Source organism: Pseudomonas neuropathica (assembly GCF_051174785.1).
GTDB classification, from domain to species: Bacteria; Pseudomonadota; Gammaproteobacteria; order Pseudomonadales; family Pseudomonadaceae; genus Aquipseudomonas; species Aquipseudomonas neuropathica_A.
The window spans coordinates 222,711-244,402 of sequence record NZ_CP195111.1 but is presented as its reverse complement, the minus strand read 5'-3'; the positions used below and the strand labels follow the sequence as shown (position 1 = coordinate 244,402).

Below are 21,692 nucleotides of genomic sequence, written 5' to 3'. Positions count from 1 at the left end.
TTAGAAGTAGTACGGGAATTTCAGGCTGAAGGAAAAGTCCGGGGCATCATCCGTCATGCCGATGGACAGGTTGGGCACGATGGTCAGGTTGTCGGTGGCCGCAATGGTCATGCCGACGTTGAAGTAACCGGCGTTGGCGTCGCTGGACACCACCGATTCCCAATCCCCGCCATCCTGTTTCAGCTTGCTCTTGCGTTGCACCAGATCAGACACCGAGAACGACATACTCATCTTCTCGTTCAGCGCGAAGGCGATACCGGCGCCAATCTGGAAGCTGTCGCCAATGCGTACCTTGCCCGGGTTTTTCTGATTGACCGTCGAGCTGATGTCGTCAAACGACTCCTCCAGGTTGTGGGTGTAGGACAGGCTGCCGAACAGCACCGCCGGGTCGAAAGTCTTGACCAGCGAGATGCCCGGCGTGATCGACCAGACGCCGTTGCCGGTGGGCAGGGTGTCAGGTACAAACAGATTGGAGTTGGCATCGGTCTGACGCAGTTTGATCCCGAACGGATCCTTGCCGGTTGGCGCCTTGACCCGCAGTGTGACCACCGCGTCCGGCGTATTGACCGACTCGTCGAGGAACTTGTAAGCGATACCGAAGTTGACGTCGCCAATGGTTGGATCCTTGGTGACGGTTTCTTCTGTGGTGACTCCCGCCGCGCCCTCATTGCCGCCGCCCGACTGATAAGTCGACTCGCGATACACCACGGGCACGTTCAGGTCGAACTGCCAGCGATTATCGAAGTTGTAGCGGCCCGTCAGGTCGAGTGTCCAGGTGTCGGCCTTGATCCGGTCGAGGTTGATGTTGCCGAGGAAGATCGAGTCGAGCGCCAGGAATCCATTGAGAATCAGCTGACGGGTGTCATAGCGCGAGTAGGTGATGCCGGTTTCGACGCTGAACTTGCCGCCGCCGAAGAAGCCACTGGCCTCGTCGTACAGGTTGGAAACGCTCTGCGCCGGTTGCGAATCGTCCGCCAGCGATTGCCCGTAAGAAGCGCCACTGCCCCCGGCGGCGCCTCCTGATGCTGCTGCCGCACCGGTGCCGGTGGCGACGCGATTGCCTTTCATGTCCGATGGCGATTTGGCCAGACGTTTTGGTGGTGGGGCGGCGGGTTGTTCTTCAACCTGGCGGACTCGTTGTTCAAGAACCGCAAGGGCCTTTTGTTGTACTTCGTATCGTTGCTTCAGCTCCAGAAGTTCCTGTTTTAGGGCCTCTACATCTGCGTCCGGTGCTGCTTGCAGCATCGCCGCAGGGAGAAGAGTGCTCAAACACACTGCGACACGCAGTGATACTGATCGATACATGAATAAGCCGTCCCTTTAAGCCCAATGATCGAGACTCAGCGTAGTTCAATATCCAATAGTGCGTAGTGCTCTGAGTTGACTCAGGTTGCAATCCAGTGCGCCGGCGCTCATGCCGTTATTGTTCAAAACGACGTTGAGTTGAGTCATGTTATTGACCACGTTGGCACTGCCCAGCAGACGGGTGTTCTGCAGCAAGCCACCTTGGGCTACCTGTTGCAGGGCGGTGCCCTGATTGCCGGCGGCCTGAATGGCCATTTGTACACCGCCACCGGTAGCCGAAACGGCCACACTGCCAGCGGCATTGCTGCCGCCGATGGTCTGTCCGGCCATCAGCGCCTGCCCTTGAGTGGGTACCAGCGCGGGTGCCTGATTGGCTTCCGAAACGTTGATGGCTACATTGTTGTAGGCGGTATTGCTGTCACCAGCGGCACGCACGCTCTGCGTCACGCCCTGGCTGCTGTTGAGGCCGGCGCCACCGGTGATCGTGCCGGTACCCGCAGGAAGGGCGCTGCCGTTGCCGTGCTCCTTGATCGTTTGCACATAAAATTCGGGTCTAACCGTTGCTGCCTGAAGTTGCATCGAGGTGGCTGCCCCGATCAAATCTCCGCTGGCATTGCGCCAGGTACTGCTCATGACAATGCCGAAGCTGATGATCCGCCCCGGCATCACATAACGACCGCGCAGCTCGGCGAGCTCCTGGTCCTTGATTTCTATGGGTTTGAATCCTGCATTGGCATAGCCTGACGCACTCGCTGCCAGGCAGGCGGCGGCCAGCCAGTATGAGGTTTTCATCTGCTGCTCCCGGGACATCCAGTCCCATTTTCTATAATCGGCGATTAAAAGAAGTCGCTCTGAATGAACCCGAAATCCATCAATTCAGCATCTTTGACCGGGTTGAAACCGTCGAGCTTGTTCTTGGCCGTCAAGGGCACCGGAGGGCTGCGCAAGGCGTTGGCCTTGTCATATCCAGGACCGACGATGGCGAAGACTATGCCGTTCCAACCTTTGACAAAGTCATCATGTTTGTAGCGTTTATGGCCGAGAACCGGGTCTCCGATGTACACCCAATCCTTGTCCGAACGCTGCAACACGACGAAATGCTTGTAGCCGCGAATTTCCATCAGCACCACCACCGGAATGGTTACCGCTTCGAGCTTCTCCGGTGGGATCTTGTAACCCCTGGCGCGCATACCGATGCTTTCTATGTAGCGCTTCATGTCGAGCATGGAAAACCCTTGCGTACGAACAAGGTCCTGGTCAGCGTTGACCAGCATGCCTTTGATGATGTGCTCCTCATCGACGTCGAGCCAATAGGCCTGGCGTAATACCGTTGCCAGTGCAGCAGCGCCGCAGCTGAAGTCGGTTTTCTGTTCGACGATGTCGGCAAACTTGCGCTCACGAATGCTCTGCACGTTTTTGTAGACGAGCGTGCCACCCGGCAGGGCAGCCACGGGCATCTGGCCAGCCTGAGTCAGGCCACAGACGAAAAGCAGAGTGAGGAGGGCAGTCTTACGCATGATCGATACGCCTTTGCGGACTGAGGAAAAGCCCCGTTTCCGGGGCTTTCGTTTCGATCGCGATTACAGGCAGGCTCTGCAGCCAGCAGCGATGGACAGCGAGTTGCTTTGTTGGTTGCCCACACCAGACGAGACGTTGGCTCCGCCGTTGCCGGAGAAGTTGTTCATCGAGTTGGTCATGTTGGCATTGTTGACCACAGGAGCTTTCCAGCCATCTTTGGTCAGCACTTGCTGAGTGGTAACGCCAGCGAGGCCAAAGGTACCCACGGCTTCGAACTTGGCTTTCTGGTCATCGTTGCCGCCGTGGCCGCCGCCACGGTTACCCCAACCGCCATGGTTGTCGTCTTCGATGGTCGCAGTGCCTTTGGCTTTGAACGTGCCAGCAGCTGCATAAGTACCGGTGAGGGTATCGGTTTTGTAGGCCTGCACGCCTTTGTTTTCTACAACCAGGCCAGTGGAGGACTGGTTGGCAGAAGCAGCAGCCTGAGCTACGCGGCCACCGGATACGGCGATCGCCAGGTTGTTTTTCTGCTGGTTGAAGTTGCCGGCAGTGACGTTGATGCCGATGTTGCCGGAACCATTGTTGCCTGCGTTGTTGAGCGTAGCGTTGTTGAAGGTGGACGAGTTTTTCACATAGTTGTTGTTGTTGACTTGAGTTGCACTCGAGGCAGCAACAGCGTTACCGAAGATGAAGCTTTCGTCAGCTGTGGCCAGCGCAGCAGCGTTGTCCTGCTGGTTGCCGTCGCCGGCTGCAACGTTGGCGCCCATGTTGCCGTTGGAACCGTTGAGCGAATCACTGGCATTAGCGTTGTTCAGAGTGCCCTGGTTTTTCACCACGTTGCCGTCGCTTTCTTGTACGTCAAGCACAGCGGCACCGGCGCCTGCGGTGATTTGCAGCAGTTGTTCCAGGGTTGGGCCTTTAGGCTGGTTATTACCATGGCCGTTACCGTGCCCGTTGCCGTGGCCATTACCATGATCGTCATCACGACCGCCTGCCTGTGCTGCGATTGCCATTACTGCTGCAAGTGCGAAAACCAGTGGTTTGAGAGCCATTGTAGGTTTCATGGTGTTTCTCCATCGTGCTTATTAGTTGGTTAAGTGTTGGTACTTTCTAATTGCACTGCTTTTGTTGTTTGGGTCAGTCAGCGACCCGGATGCTCAGGGTGTTAGCCATTCGGTTCCCCACCCCGGCACTCTGGTTCACCTGAATTACCCCGCGGCTGCCGGTGAAGGCCTGATCACTTGTCGTGACCTGGCGACTGCCGGATGAGGTACCAGTTGCTCCTGAGCTCGGTAAAAGCGCCACGTTCTGTTGCGAAAGGGCACTGTCGTCAACGCTCTGCGGGGCAGCACTGATGCTGACGCGCGTGACGTTGGCCATCTGGTTGTTGGCCCCGGCGCCCTGGTTGACGCCCAGGATCCCGTTGCCATTGCTGAAAGAGGTGCCGCCGATGGTTGCGCTGGCGTCCATGGAGCGCGAGGCAGGTGTATCGATTTTTTGCATGACGCTGGTCGTGGCACGGGATTCGGTGCCGATCGCCACGGCCTTGACGTTGGTCTGTTGCATTTGATCGCCAGCCGCCTGGTTGACGTTGAAATTGCCGCGGTACTGAACCCCGGAATCCTGAATGTTGGCGTTGTTCACTGAAACGGGATCAGCGGCCATGACTGTGGTGCAACCGAGCAGGGCGAGCAGAAGGAGTGAACGATTCATCTCATTGGCCTCCGGCCATGCGGGTCAGGGGGGCAAGGCCGGAGCTCATGGCGCGGTTGATCGTGCCGGAAATCGCACCGCCGGAACCGCCGCCGTGTCCTGCGCTCATGCCGGGCATGCCGTTGGGATTGGTGACGGTATTGAGGCCTGGCAGATTGCTGCCGGCCTGGACATTGTTGACGGTGCGGAACGCGCTGCCGCTGGCGACACCGGCGAAGTCGCCGTCGCTCAATTCGGTGCTGTTCATGGTGGAGTTGATGCGTGCGGACGGGTTGGCGTTGACGGTGGTCGGGTAGGGGTCTTTGCCGCCATTGCGACCGATCGGAATAGGCTGAACATCGCGGTTGAGGACGATGACACCATTACCTTCTGCGTGGACGTTCAAACTGAGCAATGTGCTGGCTGCTGATCCGATCAGCAGAAGGCAGGTCAAACCTTTTTGGATATTCCCCACGGCTGCAATTCCTTCTTCAGTGGGCTGGCCCGAGTCAGCGTTGTGAAGGAGAGAGCGAAAGCTGTGCCGCTTTTTGAATGTTGTTTGCTTTCAGATACTTGCAAGAACCAGGTGCGCACCTGATACACACGCTGTTTCAGGACTGATACACGCATGGGCGGGCCGACCTGTCTGTTGGCTGAACAAAGCTCTGGAACGGGGGGTTGCGAGGATGTGTTTCAGCGGTGAAACAACTGCGATGACAAAACGGTGAACAGTGCTCAGACGGGCACTTTGCACCTCACACAGTGTTTCAGGAACGGACACTTTGCCCCAAAAACAGGGGGAATCGTTGGGGAAACTGACCCGTTGACCGGTCACTCGGCCAGCAGTTGCTCGACGGCGGCAAAGGCCTGTAGTTGGCGTTCGGCCCAATTGCCCTGAATGATCTGAAAATGCTGGTGATAGTTTTCAAGCCAGTTTCGCGTAGCCTCATAAAACGCCAGACGCTCGTGCAGATCCGGTTGGCAGCGCTGACCGTCATCGGTCCAGTCGACCTGCTCAGGCGAGAGTAAAAGATGCAGGTCGTAATGCCGCCCCAACAACTCCGATTCCAGCCAGTCCGGGCAGTCGCCGAACAGCGTTTGACTCCACAGAATATTGCTCAACAAGTGAGTGTCGAGAATCAGCAACGACGGCTGTTGCGCCCGCGCTTGATCTTCCCATTGCAACTGGCCCCGAGCGATTGCAGGGATGTCGGCCAGGCACGTATCGCGGGGATTGAGCTCGATGAAGCGGCGCACGTACTCATCCACGCGCAAGCCGCCGAAGCGCTGCTGCAGGCCCGCCGCCAGCCAGCTCTTGCCGGTGGATTCGGGGCCGGTCAGGACCACGACCTTCATGTGCGCAACGCCGGGTCGGCGCGCCATTCACGAAAGCCTTGAATCGCCAGCAGGGTAAACAGACCGTACAGCGCAGCGGTCAGGTATAGCCCTTTGTAGATGAACAAGCCGACAAAGATCACATCGAGCACGAACCACAGCGCCCAGCATTGCAGGCGTTTTTGCGCCATCCACAGTTGTGCCACCAGGCTGAAACCGGTGAGCGCGGCATCGAGCCACGGTTGCGCGGCATCGGTCCAATGGGCCATGGCCGCACCGAGCAGCAGGCTGCCGATTGCGCCAACGCCGAGGCCGATCAGGACAGAGCGTTGATCGAGGCGCGTGACCTCACGGCCGTCATGCATTGTCCCGGCACGGGTCCATTGCCACCAGCCATAAATTTGCAGCGCGGCGTAGATCACTTGCAGCAACATGTCCGAGTACAGCTTCACTTCAAAGAAGATCCAGCTATAGAGCAGCACCATGACCAGGCCGATCGGCCAGCACCACGGATTCTGTTTGACCGTCAGCCATACGGCGATTACACCGAGGGCGGCGGCAAACAGTTCAAGCCCGGACATGGAGGTTCCTTGGGGGAGTGAAAGAAGGGGGCGGATTGTACTGCATTGGGCCAAACCCCTCACCCTAACCCTCCCGAAACGTCGGACCGCCCAGAGGGAGAGGGGATTGATTGGGGGATGCTTTGAAGCTGCGCCGGCCTGAACGATCTTGGTTGAATCCATAATCGACTCGATTGTTCAGGTCCGTGTTGGACGCCAGACACCTCGGTCGGCCCCCTCTCCTTGGGGAGAGGGCTGGGGTGAGGGGGGGGGCACCAGAGTTACACGGGTCAGACGCGGAACTGGCGCAGCAGGCCGTTGAGTTGTTCACTCAATTGGCCGAGGCGCAGGCTGGCCGCACTCGACTGTTCGGCCGCGATCGCCGTGCTGTGCGAAAGGCCGGCGGCCTGCGTCACGTTCTGATTGATGTCCTCGACCACGTGCGCTTGCTGCAACGTAGCGCTGGCAATCGACGCATTCAGACCATTGAGGTTGCGCAACGCCTGGCCGATGGCATTCAGGCTCGCCCCGGCCAGCCCCGCTTGCTCGATGGTCAATTGCGACGCCTTGCTGCTGTCGCCGATCACCTTCACGGCGGCTTCGGAATGGTTCTGCAGACGCTCGATCATCGACTGGATTTCCGCCGTCGACTTCTGCGTCCGTTGCGCCAGCAAACGCACTTCATCCGCCACCACGGCGAAACCGCGTCCTTGTTCACCGGCGCGGGCCGCTTCAATGGCGGCGTTGAGCGCGAGCAGGTTGGTCTGCTCGGCAATCGAACGAATCACTTCCAGCACGCTGCCGATCTGGGTGCTTTCGGCCGCCAGGGTGCGAATCACTTCAACGGCTTGATCAATGGTGCCGGACAGTTTGTCGATCTGCTGCAAGCTGCCATCGATGTTGATCTGGCCCTGTTGCGCCTGCGCCTCGGCATCACGCATTTCGGCGGCGGCGTGTTCAGCGTTCTTCGCCACGTCCTGCACGCCATAGGTCACTTCGTTGATCGCCGTGGCCACCAGTTCCATCTGCTGCGATTGCTGCTGGCTGCGCTGCTGGGCCTGCGAGGCGTCGTTGCCCAGTTCGCTGGACGACTGGCCCAGCGCACTGGCCGACACCTGCAAGTCACCGATCACCCGACGCAGTTTGGCAGTAAAGGCATTGAAGTGATGCGCAAGCTCAGTGACTTCATCCTTGCCATGGGTATCGAGGCTGCGGGTCAGGTCGCTTTCGCCGCTGGCAATGTTGGCCATGGCGTTCACGGTTTCCTGCAGCGGACGCACAATGCTGCGCGCGATCAGGATCACCAGCAACGCCATGATCACGGCAATCGCCAAACCGATGACCGTAGCCTTGATGACTTGGCTCTTGAATTCCGCCTGCACATCGTCGACGTAAACCCCGGAGCCAAGCACCCAGCCCCACGGCTCGAACAGTTTGACGTAGGAAGTCTTGGCTACCGGCTCACTGGCGCCCGGTTTCGGCCAACGGTAGTCGACCATGCCGGCGCCTTTGGATCGGGCGATGGCAACCATTTCGTTGAACACCGCAAAACCGTCTGGATCGCGGATCGCCGAGAGGTTCTGGCCTTCGAGTTTCGGGTTGGTCGGGTGCATGACCATCACGGGTGTGAGGTCGTTGATCCAGAAATAATCGCTCTGGTCGTAACGCAAGCCGCGAATCGCAGTGAGGGCCTGTTTCTGCGCGACCTCTTTGCTGAGGGTGCCGGCGGTTTCGAGGTCGTGGTAATAGGTCAGCAGGCCGCTGGCGGTCTGCACCACGTGCTGGGTTTTCTGGGCTTTGGCATGGTAGAGATCGTCGTGGATCTGCTTGAGCATCAATACGCCCAAGGTCAGCAACATGACCACCGCCACAATCAAGATGAGCCACAAGCGTCGGCTGATCGACACACTGCGCAAGCTGTTCATAACGCTGTCACTCCGGATTCTTTTTCTTGTAATAAACGACCGCCAGCATCCAACCACGAATTTGTGAGCGGGCATACGCGACCCAAGTCGTATAACGCGGCAGCGCTATTAAGGCTTGTCTGTTAGGATTTCGGCCCCGCGCGTGAAAACCTGAATCCAAATTGATATTTCACGGAATTTTGACCGTTTCGTGTGGATCCTGTGCGCGCGGAATCGGTACAGCCATAACCAGCTACGCTGATCGCAGTGAACGCTAGAAAAATACTATCGGGGCATGCCGGCGCGCATCGCTCTTTGGGGGATTGATGGATCTTTGGACGGCCTTGCAGGCACTGATACTAGGAGTTGTAGAAGGGCTGACGGAGTTTTTGCCCATTTCCAGTACCGGACACCAGATCATTGTTGCCGACTTGCTCGAGTTCGGCGGCGAACGGGCCATGGCGTTCAATATCATCATCCAGCTCGGCGCGATCCTCGCGGTGGTCTGGGAGTTTCGACGCAAGATTTTCGATGTGGTCATCGGTTTGCCGACCCAGCCCAGCGCACGGCGTTTCACCGCCAACCTGCTGATCGCATTTCTGCCCGCCGTGGTGCTGGGCGTGATTTTTGCCGATCTGATCCACGAATACCTGTTCAACCCGATTACCGTCGCGGCCGCGTTGGTGGTGGGCGGCATCATCATGTTGTGGGCGGAAAAGCGTCAGCATGAAGTGCACGCCGAAACGGTCGATGAGATCACCTGGAAAGACGCCCTCAAGGTCGGCTTTGCGCAGTGTCTGGCCATGATCCCTGGGACCTCGCGTTCCGGCTCGACGATCATTGGCGGTTTGCTGTTCGGCCTGTCGCGCAAGACCGCTACCGAGTTCTCGTTCTTCCTTGCGATGCCGACCATGGTCGGTGCGGCGGTTTACTCGGGCTACAAGTACCGTGACCTGTTTGTCCCGGCGGATTTTCCGGTGTTCGCCATCGGATTTGTCACCGCATTCATCTTCGCGATGATTGCCGTGCGCGGTCTGCTCAAGTTCATCGCCAGCCACAGTTATGCGGCGTTCGCCTGGTACCGGATCGTGTTCGGTCTGCTGATTCTGGCGACCTGGCAGTTTGGCTGGGTTGACTGGGCGGCGGCCAGGCCATGAGTGATTCCCGCGCACGCCGCCCCGAAGGGCGACCTTCGGGCGGCAACAACATCCAGCATCTGAAGCTGAAACTGGTGGTTCTGCTGATCGTCTGCGCGTTGCCGCTGTTCGGCTCCGTATCGATGTGGCTGCACGGGATCTCGTTGGTGCCGTTGGCCGCGTACGGGATTGTCAGTGTGCTGGCGTTCTTCATGTACTGGGCCGACAAGCGCAAGGCGCGCACGGATGCCTGGCGCACGCCGGAGAACATCCTGCATGCCGTGGAACTGGCTGGCGGCTGGCCGGGCGCGTTGATCGCCCAGCAGGTATTCCGGCACAAGACGCGCAAAGTCTCGTTTCAGATTCTGTTCTGGGTGATTGTGCTGCTGCATCAGGTGTTCTGGATCGACCTGCTGTTTCTTGGCTCGAACCTGCTGGCGCTGTTCTGAATACACCGCAATTCCCTATGTGGGAGCTGCCGAAGGCTGCGATCTTTTGATCTTGCTTTTAAAAGATCAAAGTCAAAAGATCGCAGCCTTCGGCAGCTCCTACACAGGGGGATTGGATTTACAGCAATAAGCCGATTTGGGTCTTCTTCGGCAGTTTGCTCACCACCAGTTGATGCGAACGCTGCAACAACTCGCGCAACTCCTCGGCAGCCAACGGGTAGGGCGGGTGCATGATGATCCACTGCGCTCGCGCCAGATATGGCGCCGGATGAATACCCGGGCGGTCGCAATGGCCGAGAAACAGGTCCTTATCAACCTTGAATGCCAGTGAATCCCCGCGCAGTCCCTGCAAGGCAAACATCTTGTTGCCGGCAATCGAAAACACCCGCACGCCACCCCACTTGTAATCTTCCCGAGCGCCCGGCAATGCCAGGCAGAACGCCGCGACGTCGGCTTCGCTCATCTTTCCCTTGCTCATAACAACCGCTCCCCACAGGCATTGAACGATTCGACCAGATGATCGATCCATGCGCGCACCGCCGGCATCACCCCGCGTCGATGCGGGTACACCGCTTGCAGCCAGCCGCCAGGCAGCGACCACTCGGGCAGCATCTGCACCAGCGTGCCGTTTTCCAGCTCCGCCTCGCAATACATCATCGGCAACAGGGTAAAACCCTGACCGGCCAGGACACAGGCCTTGCGCACGACAAAGTCATCGATGCCCAGGCGGGCTTCCATGTTCAGTTCGAAGCTATGGCCCTGCTGGTCGAGCAAGCGCACATGCACCATGCGATCCGCCTCCAAAGCGCCAAGCACGGGCAGATTCTTCAGGTCTTGCGGGTGGTTGACCGTGTGGCCCTGCAAAAACGCCGGACTGGCCACCACGACCATTTGCGCCTGACGCAAACGCCGGGTGACCAGCAACGGATCCTCATCACCGTGTTCACGCACGCGCAGCGCGACATCAAAACCTTCGCCGACCAGATCGACGCGGCGATTGAGCAGGACGACTTCCAGTTGCACCTGAGGAAATTTGCCGAGGAAGTCGCTAATGACCCACGGCAGCATCTCATGCGCCAATCCGGTCGGGCATGACACCCGCAAACGTCCACGTGGCTCACTGGACATGCTGGCGACCGCTTCATCGGCCATTTCCGCTTCCAGCAACATTGCCTGACAGTGACGCAAATAACGTTCGCCAACCGCGGTGAGATTGAGTTGCCGGGTGGTGCGTTGCAGCAAACGCGCGCCAAGGCGTTCTTCCAGTTCGGCAATGCGCCGCGACAGCCGAGACTTGGGAATCCCCAGCAATCGCCCGGCCGCAGCAAAACCGCCGGCTTCGACGACTTTGGCGAAATAGTAGAGATCGTTGAGGTCTTGCATAGGGAAATCCAACTGTTCTATCAGTGGGACAAACTATCGCATTTCAGGCGGCTAATCATCCATTGGTTTCTTGCGTAGGATTGTTTCCATTCCGTCGCCACCGGCGATTCATTCCAGGAGATTCCACATGAAACTGCTGCATATCGATTCGAGCATTCTGGGCGACAACTCGGCTTCCCGTCAGTTGAGCAGCGAAGTCGTCAAAGCCTGGCAGGCCGCCGAGCCAAGCGCAGTCGTGACTTACCGCGATCTGGCCGCCGACGCCATCAGCCACTTCTCGTCGACCACCCTGGTCGCCGCCGGCACCACCGCTGAGCTGCGTAACGCCGCACAACAGCACGAAGCCGAACTGAGCGCTTCGACCCTGGCCGAGTTCATCGCTGCCGATGCCGTGGTGATCGCCGCACCGATGTACAACTTCACCGTGCCGACCCAACTCAAAGCGTGGATCGACCGCGTTGCCGTCGCCGGTCAAACCTTCCGTTACACTGAAGCCGGCCCTGAAGGCCTGTGCGGCGGCAAGAAAGTCGTGATCGTATCGACTTCCGGCGGCATTCATGCCGGTCAGGCCAGCGGCATCGCTCATGAAGAATATCTGAAGCTGGTACTCGGCTTCCTCGGCATCACCGACATCGAAATCGTCCGTGCCGAAGGCCTGGCGTATGGCGACGAAGTGCGCAACAACGCCATGACCGCTGCGCAAACGAAGATCAGCGAGCAATTGTTCGCCGCCGCGTAAGGCTTGCGTAAAGAACAGCTGATGTTCAGGTAACACTCAAAAAACTCTGTATTCTGGTTCCGCAAGGGGCGAATACGGAGTTTTTTGTTTCTGGCTGTTACATAATCTGGCCCGGGTTATGCAGTCAGACAATCAGCATCTGAGTGCAATGTCGTACCGAAACCCCGGTGGTTATGGCCCGCCATGCAACGGATCTTTCGATTGAGTAACAACAGGGTGGGGCATCCCATGATGCGTCTTTGTGCAGCGTTACTGATTTGCCTGCTTGGCAGCCTGAATTCAGTGCAGGCTGCGCCTGGGCGACACCCTGTGTGGAGCGTCGGCTACCACGAGATGACCTTCCTCGATCCGCTGGATCTGCAACCGATGCGCGCCATCGCGTTCTATCCGTCCAGCGACCGCGAACACATGAGCCTGCTCGAAGGCTATTCAGTCGAGGCCGGCGCAGACACCAAAGTCGCCATCGGCCGCTTTCCAATGCTGATGCTCTCCCATGGCAATACCGGCACGCCACTGGCGCTGCATGACCTCGCGACCTCACTGGCGCGCAAAGGCTTTGTCGTGGTGGCGGTGATTCACCCCGGCGACAACTCCAAAGACCACAGCCGATTGGGCACCTTGAGCAATCTCTACGGGCGGCCGATCCAGATTTCCGAAGCGATCACCGCGACACTTGGCGACCGCATGCTTGCGCCGTACGTCAACGCCGATCAGGTTGGGGTGATCGGTTATTCGGCGGGCGGCGAGACCGCGTTGATCCTGTCAGGGGCGCAACCGGATCTGGATCGCCTGCGTCGTTATTGCCAGGAGCGTCCGGATGATCGTGACGCGTGCAATACGCAGGGTGAATTGATCGTTGATCGCAATGATCTGCAACCGGTGGCGGATCCGCGCGTTCATGCGTTGTTGTTGATGGCGCCGCTGAGCCTGAAGTTTGGTCGTCATACTTTGGCCGATGTGCACGTACCGGTGCTGCTTTACAGCGGTGATGGCGACAAGCTGGTGGCCTTCGACAAGAACGCCGCTGCGCTGGCGCGCAAACTGCCGACAGCTCCAGACTTCAAATTACTCGCCGGGGCAGGGCACTTTGTCTTTATGGCGCCGTGCAATGAAGAGCAGATTCGCGCCATGCCGGCGTTGTGTACTGACGCGGATGGCGTTGATCGCGAAGATATCCATCGCAACCTAATCTCCGAGGCCGGGCGATTCTTCTCTCATGCGTTGGGCAGACCAACCCGGGCCGGGATGCAAACTGCGGATCAATAGGCAGCCACAGAACCACTGTGGGAGCGAGCTTGCTCGCGAAAGCGTAGTGTCAGTCAATACATGTGCTGACTGATTCACCGCCTTCGCGAGCAAGCTCGCTCCCACATTGGTTTTGCGTCGATGATTCAGGTCGTTGCCCGGCGCTGGAGCAGCAAAGTCAGCCCTAGCCCGATCACTGACAACAGCGCCGCACTGAAGAATATCCACGAATACCCCAGATTCAACGCCACCGCGCCCATCAATGGCCCGGCAATCGCCAGCGCCAGATCGAAGAACACCGCGTAGGCCCCCAGCCCCGAACCGCGACTGGAACTCGGAACTTGTTTGATCGCCTCGACACCCAGCGCCGGATACACCAGCGACAGACCAAACCCCGCCAGCCCCGCGCCGATCAAGGCGAAAGCGGTGGACGGTGCCAGCCACAGCAGCACCAGCCCCACGGTTTCGATGGTCATGCAGGCAATGGCCGACCTGAAGCCGCCGAAGCGACTGATCGCCGAGATAAACATCAGCCGTGACAGGATAAAGCACACGCCAAACACCGTCAGGCAATACGCCGCGCCGGTCCAGCCGCGATTAAGGTAATAAAGCGTGATGAAGGTGGTCAGCGTGCCGTAGCCGATCGAGGCCAGGGTCAGACTGGCGCCATACGGGGCGATTCGCCCGAACACCGCCCAGAACGGCAGGCGTTCGCCACGGATCACCGGCACCGACGGCTTGTTGCGAATCAGCAGCAGTGCACCCGCTGCCAGCACTGACAAGGCGATACCGAGGCTAGTGAAGCCGTATTCGGCGACCATCACCACCCCTAATGGCGCACCAATGGCAATCGCGCCATAGGAGGCGATGCCGTTCCAGCCGATGGATTTCGCCGTGTGCTCGACACCGACCTGGCCCATGCACCAGCTGATGGTGCCGACACCAATCAGCCCTTGTGCAATGCCCAGCAGCAAACGGCCGATAATAAGAATGATCAGGCTGGCCAGCGGGAAGTCCTGCAACAGCGTGGAGAGCAGCGTCAGTAAACCGCTGAGGACAATCCCCCACAAGCCATAAATGATCGCCCGTTTGGTCCCGAGCGTATCTGACATGCGTCCCGCCATCGGCCGGCTGAGCAGGGTGGCCAGATATTGCGAGCCAATCACCAGCCCGGCAATCACCGCGCTGAAACCCAGTTGTTCATGCACATAACCGGGCAACACCGCGATCGGCAGACCGATGCAGAGAAACGCGACAAAGGTATAGAACACGATGGAGACGATCTGCAGGGTGATCGCCATGGAGCTTTGCGGAGGCAGTTGCTGCGCAGACATGAGGACTCGTTCGCGGGCGGCGGTGGGAGAGCTCGCATCATGGCTTGGGCTTGCAATAAAAGAAAGCAGGCTAACTACTTTCACAAAAGATGGATGTCGCAGCTACTGGCGTCTTCGCGAGCAAGCTCGCTCCCACAGGGGAATGTATTTCAAATGTGGGAGCGAGCTTGCTCGCGAAGGTAGTCGCACCCGCAAATCCCTCACCCTGAAATGCAAAAAGCCCCGTCACATGGACAGGGCTTTTCAGTTTTCAGCTGCTTTTTAGAACACCACACCCTGACTACGCAGGTAGTCATCGTAAGTGCCGCTGAAGTCGGTCACGCCATTCGGGCTCAGCTCGATGATGCGCGTGGCCAGGGACGATACGAACTCACGGTCGTGGCTGACGAAAATCAGCGTGCCCGGGTAGTTTTCCAGCGCCAGGTTCAGCGCCTCGATCGATTCCATGTCCAGGTGGTTGGTCGGTTCGTCCATCACCAGCACGTTCGGCTTTTGCAGGATCAGCTTGCCGAACAGCATGCGACCTTGCTCACCACCGGAAATCACTTTTACCGACTTGAGGATCTCGTCGTTGGAGAACAGCATGCGGCCCAAAGTGCCGCGAATCATCTGCTCGCCCTGAGTCCACTGACCCATCCAGTCGAACAGGGTGACGTCGTCTTCGAAGTCGTGCGCGTGGTCCTGAGCGTAGTAGCCCAGTTCCGCAGCGTCGGTCCACTTGACGCTACCGGCATCCGGGGTCAATTCGTTGACCAGGGTGCGCAGCAGGGTGGTTTTACCGATACCGTTCGGGCCGATGATCGCCACGCGCTCGCCAGCTTCGACCTGGAAGCTGAAGTCTTTGAACAAAGGCTTGCCGTCGAAACCTTTGGCCATTTTTTCGACGATGACCGCCTGGCGATGCAGCTTCTTGTTCTGATCGAAGCGGATGAACGGGCTCACGCGGCTCGAAGGCTTGACCTCGGCCAGCTGGATCTTGTCGATCGCCTTGGCGCGGGAGGTGGCCTGCTTGGCTTTCGAGGCGTTGGCCGAGAAGCGGCTGACGAACGATTGCAGCTCGGAAATCTGCGCTTTCTTCTTGGCGTTGTCCGACAGCAGTTGCTCGCGGGACTGGGTCGCCACGGTCATGTACTCGTCGTAGTTGCCCGGGAACAGGCGCAGCTCGCCGTAATCCAGGTCAGCCATGTGCGTGCACACGCTGTTCAGGAAGTGACGGTCGTGGGAGATGATGATCATCAGGCTGTTACGCTGGGTCAGAACGTTTTCCAGCCAGCGAATGGTGTTGATGTCCAGGTGGTTGGTCGGCTCGTCGAGCAACAGCACTTCCGGATCGGAGAACAGCGCCTGCGCCAGCAATACGCGCAGTTTCCAGCCTGGCGAGACTTCGCTCATCGGGCCGAAGTGTTGCTCGATGCCGATACCCAGGCCCAGTAACAGTTCACCGGCACGGGATTCGGCGGTGTAGCCGTCCATTTCGGCGAATTCGGTTTCCAGCTCGGCCACGGCCATGCCGTCTTCTTCGCTCATTTCCGGCAGCGAGTAGATACGATCGCGCTCGGCCTTGACCTTCCACAGCTCTTCGTGACCCATGATTACGGTGTCGATCACGGTGAATTCTTCGTAGGCGAACTGGTCCTGGCGCAATTTACCCAGACGCACGTTCGGCTCGAGCATGACCTGACCGCCGGACGGATCGAGGTCGCCGCCGAGGATTTTCATGAAGGTCGACTTGCCGCAACCGTTGGCGCCGATCAGGCCGTAGCGGTTGCCCGCGCCGAATTTGACCGAAACGTTTTCGAAGAGCGGCTTGGCGCCGAACTGCATCGTGATGTTAGCTGTAGAGATCAAGAGTTATTCCTGCGAAGCATTCTGAGTAGCGAGGGTGCGGCTGGAGCGCTTGGCCCGAGTCAAAGTGCGCTGAAGCGGGGAAGTCCCGTCATCAACCAAGGGGGGCGCGTAAAGTTTGGCGGCGATTGTACTGGTCTGGCTCTTTAAACGATAGGGCGATGACGCCCCGATCGGCGATTGGCGCATACGCCGGACAGTTTTTCACAGATGAAGGTTCACTATCGGTTACAAACTGTGGCTAAAATGCCACCTTTCACCGAGCGTCCGGTAACGGCGCAGGCCAAGGACGTGCCATTTGTATTCAGACCACTGCATAAGACGCTGAGCCACAGGCCGCCAGGCGCGCAGTTTGTTCACTTCTGACGTGTGACGATTTCCGTGAAACTCATCATTGCTGCTATTTATGTCATTTCGATTGCATACGTTCACTTGCGTGGCCGTGTGCGTCACAAACTCGGTCGTCAATTGAGCGATCATTCGACGTTCCTCGCGCCGATCAACTGCTTTCTGTATCTGTTCTCGAAGAAGCCCAACAAGCCGTACCTCGACCCGAGCGAGTTTCCGGATCTGAGCCCGCTACAGGCGCACTGGGAAGAAATCCGCGAAGAAGGGCAGAACCTGCTGCGTGCCGGCGAAATCAAGCGCTCCAATCAATACGACGACGTCGGTTTCAACTCGTTCTTCAAAAGCGGCTGGAAGCGTTTCTACCTGAAGTGGTACGGCGAGAGCCATCCGTCGGCGATGAAGCTGTGCCCGCGCACGACTGAATTGGTGCAGAGCATCGGCTCGATCAAAGCGGCGATGTTTGCCGAACTGCCACCGGGCTCGAAACTCGTGCGTCACCGCGACCCGTATGCAGGCTCCTATCGCTATCACCTGGGCCTGGATACGCCGAACGATGCCGGTTGCTACATCAACGTCGACGGTGAGAACTATCACTGGCGTGACGGCGAAGCGGTGATGTTCGATGAAACCTTTATTCATTACGCCGAAAACACCACGGACAAGAACCGCATCATTCTGTTCTGCGACATCGAACGGCCGATGAAGTACCGCTGGGCCGCCGCGTTCAATGCCTGGTTCAGCCGTACGGTAATGTCGGCTGCCGGCGCGCCGAACGATGCTGGCGACCGTACTGGCGGGATCAACCGCTTGTTTACCCGGATCTACAAGATCCGCCTGCGTGGCAAAGAGCTGAAAAAACGCAATCGCAAGCGTTACTACATGGAAAAGTGGGCGATCTTCGGCGGTTTGCTGGCGATCTTCATTCTGATCTGATCAATGTAGTGAATTAACTTACGCCTTCGCGAGCAAGCTCGCTCCCACAATGGAATTGGGTGAATGCGAATTTCGCACTCGACTCAGAGCCCTGTGGGAGCGAGCTTGCTCGGAAGACTGTCTCAAATACAACCTGTCAGTTGCCTGACGATCTCTGGATTGTCATTCACCGGAGGCCTTCTTTGTCCTCTTGGCTGGCGCTGCTTTGGTAGCGGCTTTCGCCTTCGGCTTGGCTGCAGCTTTGCCACCCAGACTGCGTTTAAGCAGCTCGGTCAGGTCGATAACATCGGCCGTCTTGCGCTCTTCCTCACCACCCACCGATTCAACATCCTCGATCTTGCCTTCATGGGCCTTTTTCTCGACCAGGGCCATGATCTTGTCTTCAAATTCATCCTTGTAATCTTCGGGCTTCCAGTCTGCACTCATGTCCTGAACCAGCCGTTTGGCCATGTCCAGTTCACCCTTGGCCAACTGCGGTTTGGTCACTTCGCTGCCCAGTTCCAGCGTATCGAGGCTGCGCACTTCCTGCGGCCAGCGCAACTTCACCAGCACCAAAGCAGACTCCAGCGGCATCAGCGCTGCGAGGTATTGCCGTGTATGCAAAACCACGCGGGCGAGGGCAACCTTGTTGGTCTTGCTCAGGGTTTCGCGCAGCAATGCGTAGACCTTGCCGCCGCGCTTGTCTGGCGCCAGGTAGTAAGGGGTATCGATGTTTTGCAGGGGAATCTGTTCGGCGTCGACAAAGGAGAATATGTCGATGGTCTGCGTTGAAACCGGGTGCGCCGAGCGGATTTCCTCTTCGCTGAGCACCACGTAACGGCCCTTTTCATAGGCCACGCCTTTGACGATATGCTCCTTGGTGACTTCCTTGCCGGTGACCTTGTTGACCCGTTTGTAACCCACCGGATCCATGCTGCGGCTGTCGAGCCAATCGAAATCCACGCCCTGCGACGAGGTCGCCGAGACCAATGCGACAGGGATGTGCACCAGTCCGAAACTGATCGCGCCTTTCCAGATTGCCCGAGCCATGGTGAGTTCTCCGAGTGATGATCGGATGACCTGCAGCCCCGGCGGAAAGTTTCCCCGGAATGCGCGGGTTGGCAATGACTTGGTCAAGCCGTGTTACATGTTGTTTAAGGCTTGTGGGTTAACAAATGCGAACCCTCGGCGTAGCGTGGACTCGAAGGCTCTATTCCCGGCCCATCAAGAGGCAGCGTCATGAACCGAATTCTGCTTGGCATCATCGTCCTGACCCTCAGTGGCGGTCTGGTTCATGCCGACGTCTTGCTGGCACAAAGTCCGACCGGCAACAGCAACAATCCCTATAACAGCCCGATCCGCCGGGCCAACCCCAACAGCATGCAGGGCACTCAGCCCAGCGCTCCGCCCATTCGAGGGCCGAACACGGTACCGACACCGCGTCAGCCCACCGTCGAGAACCGTGGCATCGGCAATGGCCAGCCGATCCGCTCGGTGCCGAGCACGCCGCCCAAATTTATTCCCAATCCACCTTCGCGCAGCGGAGGCAGCAACCGTTGAGCGGCAGGACTGAGCTTCTGTCGACCCTTCAAGCGAACAAAAGGAATCGTGCATGTTGCGTAAAACCCTTCTAACCACACTGTGTGCCGGCGCGCTGATCAGCGTTCCGGCGTTTGCCGCCGCCCCCAAAGAGCTGCAAAGCGAACAGGGCACCCTCGAAGTCACGACGATAACGGCTGGCCTTGAACATCCGTGGGCGCTGGCGTTTTTGCCGGACCGCCAAGGCATGCTGGTGACCGAACGGCCCGGCAATCTGCGTGTAGTCGCTAGCGACGGCACACTGTCGACGCCGATCTCCGGCGTGCCGCAGGTCTGGGCCAAGGGGCAGGGCGGGTTGCTGGATGTCGTGCTGTCGCCGGACTTCAAACAGGATCGTCTGGTTTACCTGTCCTATGCCGAAGGTGGCGGTGCCGGCGACAAGGCCGGCACCGCCGTCGGGCGTGGGCGGGTCTCGGATGACTTGAAGACGCTGAAGGATTTCAAAGTGATCTTCCGTCAGGAACCGAAGCTTTCGGTCGGCAATCACTTCGGCTCACGGTTGGTGTTTGATCGCGACGGCTATTTGTTCATTACTTTGGGCGAGAACAACGACCGGCCGACGGCGCAGGATCTCGACAAGCTGCAAGGCAAGGTCGTGCGCATTTACCCGGACGGCAAGGTGCCGGATGACAATCCCTTTGTCGGCCAGTCCGGCGTACGGCCCGAGATCTGGGCCTACGGCTTGCGTAACCCGCAGGGCGCGGCACTCAATCCGTGGACCGGCACGCTGTGGGAAAACGAGCACGGCCCGCGCGGTGGCGATGAGGTGAACATCATCGAGCGCGGCAAGAACTACGGTTGGCCGCTGGCGACCCACGGCATCAATTATTCGATGCAGCCGATCCCGGAAGCCCAGGGTAAATCGGCGGAAGGCACCGTCGCACCGCACCATGTGTGGGAGAAGTCGCCGGGCGTCACCGGCATGGCGTTTTACGATGCCGATCGCTTTAAACCGTGGCAACACAATGCGTTTGTCGGTGCCTTGGTGACACAGGAACTGATTCGTTTGCAGTTCGATGGCGACAAGGTGGTACATGAGGAGCGTTTGCTCGGCGAACTGAATCAGCGGATTCGCGATGTGCGGCAAGGACCGGACGGTTATCTGTATGTGCTGACCGATGAAGAGAAAGGTTCACTGTACAAAATCGGCCTGAAACCGACACCTTGACGGGTAGGGCCCTGTAGGAGCTGCCGCAGGCTGCGATCTTTTGATCTTGATCTTCAACGTCAAAAGATCGCAGCCTCGTTGCACTCGACAGCTCCTACAGGTGGTGGCTTACGTTTCGCGGGAATACAGCACCACCGCCGCGCGCAATTTACCCCGGCCAAACCGGCACATTTTTTCGAATTCCCCATGGCTCACCGGCACATGCTGGCAATCCATGGGTTGCCGATGCTGGCTGTGGTCGACATCCGGGTCATGCAGGTAAACGAAATACTCGTCGCAGTCGGTTACGACCACCCAGTGCGGCGACTTGGAGCGCGTCAGTCGATAGCTGCTGATCAACACCAGCGGTTGCCCACCGGCATCGAGCAGTCGCGGCAAATCCAGTGACGAGCCGATCACACACTCGACATCCGTCTCCTGCAATTGCGCCGTGAACTCTTCGTGCACGAGGCGCATGACGTCTTTTTTATGCGCATCACGCACACCGTCGAGGAACAATGGCCCGGCCAGGCTCAGTTGCAAACCCACCCTGTAACCCCGACGCCACGCCGCCAACGCCAATCCCTGCGGACTGCATCCGCCGTGGCCGGAGGTCATGAACACCGTGGTCGCCTCACGCCAGAGCTGTAGTTCTTCGCGCCGCTCCAGCAAACGTTCAGATTGCAGTGCGCCCATGGCCATCAACAGGCACGCCGGGCCACAGGTGAAATCAGTGGTTTGCCGATAGTAGGGCACCTTGATGCTGCGCGAATCACGGTGCTGGAGAATACGTTTCTCCAGGCGGAGTGCGTCGGCGTGATCCTCGTAGTAATCGTGAATCAGCGCAAAACGCCGGTAGCCATTGCGCTCGTACAGTGCGATGGCCGCAGGGTTGTCGAGGCGCACCTCCAGACGCAGGTACGCACAGTCGTGTTCCAGCGCCAGCGCTTCAATGCGCTGCAGCAATTGTTTGCTCAGGCCCGTGCCGCGCGCCTCGACGGCCAGGGCAATGGAATAGAGCCGCGCAAGCGATGTGCCGCGATGAAACAACACCAGCGCGTAGCCCAGCAGTCGACCGTCGCATTCGGCCACCAGCAACTGCCCATGAGCGCGGGTGATCATCCACTGAAAGCTGCGACTGGTGAGCCGGTCCGTGGTGAAACATTGCATTTCCAGTGCCAGCAGCGCCGGCAAGTCTTCAACTACCGCCAAACGAAAAACAGCCTTCATATGACCACCGT

Annotated in this window: 22 protein-coding genes; 7 read left to right on the top strand and 15 right to left on the bottom strand. The window is 58.6% G+C overall.

What is annotated here, in order from left to right; genetic code table 11:
* The 9 genes from ACRRSD_RS01130 to ACRRSD_RS01090 all read right to left on the bottom strand — a co-directional run bounded on the left by ACRRSD_RS01130 (position 1) and on the right by ACRRSD_RS01090 (position 8,335).
* The gene (locus ACRRSD_RS01130; RefSeq protein ID WP_435036755.1) at positions 1-1,305 is read right to left on the bottom strand and encodes a hypothetical protein; all 1,305 of its coding nucleotides are present in this window, start codon (positions 1,303-1,305) and stop codon (positions 1-3) included.
* Positions 1,306-1,350: 45 nt separating this feature from the next.
* Positions 1,351-2,097 carry a hypothetical protein gene (locus tag ACRRSD_RS01125; protein ID WP_435036754.1) on the bottom strand — a complete coding sequence of 249 codons (747 nt, stop codon included), beginning with the start codon at positions 2,095-2,097 and terminating at the stop codon, positions 1,351-1,353.
* A 44-nt stretch (positions 2,098-2,141) separates the two neighbouring features.
* Positions 2,142-2,822, bottom strand: coding sequence for a C39 family peptidase (locus ACRRSD_RS01120; protein ID WP_122598135.1), 681 nt, complete (start codon positions 2,820-2,822; stop codon positions 2,142-2,144).
* A gap of 63 nt (positions 2,823-2,885) precedes the next feature.
* A complete protein-coding gene (locus ACRRSD_RS01115) occupies positions 2,886-3,887 on the bottom strand; it encodes a heme utilization protein (protein WP_435036753.1) in 1,002 nt (333 codons plus the stop codon).
* 73 nt (positions 3,888-3,960) lie between these two features.
* Positions 3,961-4,536: an adhesin gene (locus ACRRSD_RS01110; RefSeq protein WP_435036752.1), complete on the bottom strand. Its 576-nt coding sequence runs from the start codon at positions 4,534-4,536 to the stop codon at positions 3,961-3,963.
* A gap of 1 nt (position 4,537) precedes the next feature.
* Positions 4,538-4,990, bottom strand: a complete 453-nt coding sequence (locus tag ACRRSD_RS01105) for a hypothetical protein (protein WP_435036751.1) — start codon at positions 4,988-4,990, stop codon at positions 4,538-4,540.
* A gap of 356 nt (positions 4,991-5,346) precedes the next feature.
* On the bottom strand, positions 5,347-5,871 hold the full coding sequence (locus tag ACRRSD_RS01100) for an AAA family ATPase (RefSeq protein WP_435036750.1): 525 nt from the start codon (positions 5,869-5,871) through the stop codon (positions 5,347-5,349).
* A complete protein-coding gene (gene pnuC / locus ACRRSD_RS01095) occupies positions 5,868-6,431 on the bottom strand; it encodes a nicotinamide riboside transporter PnuC (RefSeq protein ID WP_435036749.1) in 564 nt (187 codons plus the stop codon). The genes ACRRSD_RS01100 and pnuC overlap by 4 nt, the downstream gene beginning before the upstream one ends.
* 269 nt (positions 6,432-6,700) lie before the next feature.
* Positions 6,701-8,335, bottom strand: coding sequence for a methyl-accepting chemotaxis protein (locus ACRRSD_RS01090; RefSeq protein WP_435036748.1), 1,635 nt, complete (start codon positions 8,333-8,335; stop codon positions 6,701-6,703).
* A gap of 305 nt (positions 8,336-8,640) precedes the next feature.
* Between ACRRSD_RS01090 and ACRRSD_RS01085 the strand changes: the two genes are divergently transcribed.
* Positions 8,641-9,471 (top strand): undecaprenyl-diphosphate phosphatase, encoded by an 831-nt coding sequence (locus ACRRSD_RS01085; RefSeq protein ID WP_042705049.1) that lies wholly within the window; start codon positions 8,641-8,643, stop codon positions 9,469-9,471.
* The gene (locus ACRRSD_RS01080) at positions 9,468-9,899 is read left to right on the top strand and encodes a DUF1294 domain-containing protein (protein ID WP_435036747.1); all 432 of its coding nucleotides are present in this window, start codon (positions 9,468-9,470) and stop codon (positions 9,897-9,899) included. Before ACRRSD_RS01085 ends, ACRRSD_RS01080 begins: the two co-directional genes overlap by 4 nt.
* Before the next feature lie 118 nt (positions 9,900-10,017).
* Here the strand turns inward: ACRRSD_RS01080 and ACRRSD_RS01075 are convergent, their stop codons facing one another.
* Both ACRRSD_RS01075 and ACRRSD_RS01070 read right to left on the bottom strand, forming a co-directional pair.
* A complete protein-coding gene (locus ACRRSD_RS01075) occupies positions 10,018-10,377 on the bottom strand; it encodes an MmcQ/YjbR family DNA-binding protein (RefSeq protein WP_435036746.1) in 360 nt (119 codons plus the stop codon).
* A complete protein-coding gene (locus ACRRSD_RS01070) occupies positions 10,374-11,282 on the bottom strand; it encodes a LysR substrate-binding domain-containing protein (protein ID WP_150692585.1) in 909 nt (302 codons plus the stop codon). The genes ACRRSD_RS01075 and ACRRSD_RS01070 overlap by 4 nt, the downstream gene beginning before the upstream one ends.
* 127 nt (positions 11,283-11,409) lie before the next feature.
* Here ACRRSD_RS01070 and ACRRSD_RS01065 point away from each other — a divergent pair, with 127 nt between their 5' ends.
* Together ACRRSD_RS01065 and ACRRSD_RS01060 are read left to right on the top strand one after the other, a co-directional pair.
* A complete protein-coding gene (locus tag ACRRSD_RS01065; RefSeq protein ID WP_435036745.1) occupies positions 11,410-12,021 on the top strand; it encodes an FMN-dependent NADH-azoreductase in 612 nt (203 codons plus the stop codon).
* Between the two features lie 228 nt (positions 12,022-12,249).
* Positions 12,250-13,287 (top strand): alpha/beta hydrolase family protein, encoded by a 1,038-nt coding sequence (locus tag ACRRSD_RS01060; RefSeq protein ID WP_435036744.1) that lies wholly within the window; start codon positions 12,250-12,252, stop codon positions 13,285-13,287.
* 125 nt (positions 13,288-13,412) lie between these two features.
* Here ACRRSD_RS01060 and ACRRSD_RS01055 read toward each other — a convergent pair whose 3' ends face one another.
* Both ACRRSD_RS01055 and ACRRSD_RS01050 read right to left on the bottom strand, forming a co-directional pair.
* Positions 13,413-14,600, bottom strand: coding sequence for an MFS transporter (locus tag ACRRSD_RS01055; protein WP_435036743.1), 1,188 nt, complete (start codon positions 14,598-14,600; stop codon positions 13,413-13,415).
* 261 nt (positions 14,601-14,861) lie between these two features.
* A complete protein-coding gene (locus tag ACRRSD_RS01050; RefSeq protein ID WP_435036742.1) occupies positions 14,862-16,448 on the bottom strand; it encodes an ABC-F family ATPase in 1,587 nt (528 codons plus the stop codon).
* A gap of 378 nt (positions 16,449-16,826) precedes the next feature.
* On the opposite strand from ACRRSD_RS01050, the gene lpxO reads away from it, so the two are divergent.
* On the top strand, positions 16,827-17,726 hold the full coding sequence (lpxO, locus tag ACRRSD_RS01045; protein ID WP_122598150.1) for a lipid A hydroxylase LpxO: 900 nt from the start codon (positions 16,827-16,829) through the stop codon (positions 17,724-17,726).
* Positions 17,727-17,888: 162 nt separating this feature from the next.
* Here lpxO and ACRRSD_RS01040 read toward each other — a convergent pair whose 3' ends face one another.
* Entirely contained in the window at positions 17,889-18,755 is an 867-nt protein-coding gene (locus tag ACRRSD_RS01040) for a Ku protein (RefSeq protein WP_435036741.1), read from the bottom strand.
* Positions 18,756-18,944: 189 nt separating this feature from the next.
* Between ACRRSD_RS01040 and ACRRSD_RS01035 the strand changes: the two genes are divergently transcribed.
* Positions 18,945-19,265 (top strand): hypothetical protein, encoded by a 321-nt coding sequence (locus ACRRSD_RS01035; protein ID WP_435036740.1) that lies wholly within the window; start codon positions 18,945-18,947, stop codon positions 19,263-19,265.
* A gap of 52 nt (positions 19,266-19,317) precedes the next feature.
* Positions 19,318-20,472, top strand: coding sequence for a PQQ-dependent sugar dehydrogenase (locus ACRRSD_RS01030; RefSeq protein ID WP_435036739.1), 1,155 nt, complete (start codon positions 19,318-19,320; stop codon positions 20,470-20,472).
* A gap of 108 nt (positions 20,473-20,580) precedes the next feature.
* Here ACRRSD_RS01030 and ACRRSD_RS01025 read toward each other — a convergent pair whose 3' ends face one another.
* A complete protein-coding gene (locus ACRRSD_RS01025; protein WP_435036738.1) occupies positions 20,581-21,681 on the bottom strand; it encodes a peptidase C39 family protein in 1,101 nt (366 codons plus the stop codon).
* Positions 21,682-21,692: the final 11 nt, after the last annotated feature.

Excerpts from the sequence above, each read along its gene's own strand:
- ACRRSD_RS01130 (WP_435036755.1), bottom strand. The coding sequence starts at position 1,305 with ATGTATCGATCAGTATCACTGCGTGTCGCAGTGTGTTTGAGCACTCTT.
- ACRRSD_RS01125 (WP_435036754.1), bottom strand. The coding sequence starts at position 2,097 with ATGAAAACCTCATACTGGCTGGCCGCCGCCTGCCTGGCAGCGAGTGCG.
- ACRRSD_RS01120 (WP_122598135.1), bottom strand. The coding sequence starts at position 2,822 with ATGCGTAAGACTGCCCTCCTCACTCTGCTTTTCGTCTGTGGCCTGACT.
- ACRRSD_RS01115 (WP_435036753.1), bottom strand. The coding sequence starts at position 3,887 with ATGAAACCTACAATGGCTCTCAAACCACTGGTTTTCGCACTTGCAGCA.
- ACRRSD_RS01110 (WP_435036752.1), bottom strand. The coding sequence starts at position 4,536 with ATGAATCGTTCACTCCTTCTGCTCGCCCTGCTCGGTTGCACCACAGTC.
- ACRRSD_RS01100 (WP_435036750.1), bottom strand. The coding sequence starts at position 5,871 with ATGAAGGTCGTGGTCCTGACCGGCCCCGAATCCACCGGCAAGAGCTGG.
- pnuC (WP_435036749.1), bottom strand. The coding sequence starts at position 6,431 with ATGTCCGGGCTTGAACTGTTTGCCGCCGCCCTCGGTGTAATCGCCGTA.
- ACRRSD_RS01090 (WP_435036748.1), bottom strand. The coding sequence starts at position 8,335 with ATGAACAGCTTGCGCAGTGTGTCGATCAGCCGACGCTTGTGGCTCATC.
- ACRRSD_RS01085 (WP_042705049.1), top strand. The coding sequence starts at position 8,641 with ATGGATCTTTGGACGGCCTTGCAGGCACTGATACTAGGAGTTGTAGAA.
- ACRRSD_RS01080 (WP_435036747.1), top strand. The coding sequence starts at position 9,468 with ATGAGTGATTCCCGCGCACGCCGCCCCGAAGGGCGACCTTCGGGCGGC.
- ACRRSD_RS01075 (WP_435036746.1), bottom strand. The coding sequence starts at position 10,377 with ATGAGCAAGGGAAAGATGAGCGAAGCCGACGTCGCGGCGTTCTGCCTG.
- ACRRSD_RS01070 (WP_150692585.1), bottom strand. The coding sequence starts at position 11,282 with ATGCAAGACCTCAACGATCTCTACTATTTCGCCAAAGTCGTCGAAGCC.
- ACRRSD_RS01065 (WP_435036745.1), top strand. The coding sequence starts at position 11,410 with ATGAAACTGCTGCATATCGATTCGAGCATTCTGGGCGACAACTCGGCT.
- ACRRSD_RS01060 (WP_435036744.1), top strand. The coding sequence starts at position 12,250 with ATGATGCGTCTTTGTGCAGCGTTACTGATTTGCCTGCTTGGCAGCCTG.
- ACRRSD_RS01055 (WP_435036743.1), bottom strand. The coding sequence starts at position 14,600 with ATGTCTGCGCAGCAACTGCCTCCGCAAAGCTCCATGGCGATCACCCTG.
- ACRRSD_RS01040 (WP_435036741.1), bottom strand. The coding sequence starts at position 18,755 with ATGGCTCGGGCAATCTGGAAAGGCGCGATCAGTTTCGGACTGGTGCAC.
- ACRRSD_RS01035 (WP_435036740.1), top strand. The coding sequence starts at position 18,945 with ATGAACCGAATTCTGCTTGGCATCATCGTCCTGACCCTCAGTGGCGGT.
- ACRRSD_RS01030 (WP_435036739.1), top strand. The coding sequence starts at position 19,318 with ATGTTGCGTAAAACCCTTCTAACCACACTGTGTGCCGGCGCGCTGATC.
- ACRRSD_RS01025 (WP_435036738.1), bottom strand. The coding sequence starts at position 21,681 with ATGAAGGCTGTTTTTCGTTTGGCGGTAGTTGAAGACTTGCCGGCGCTG.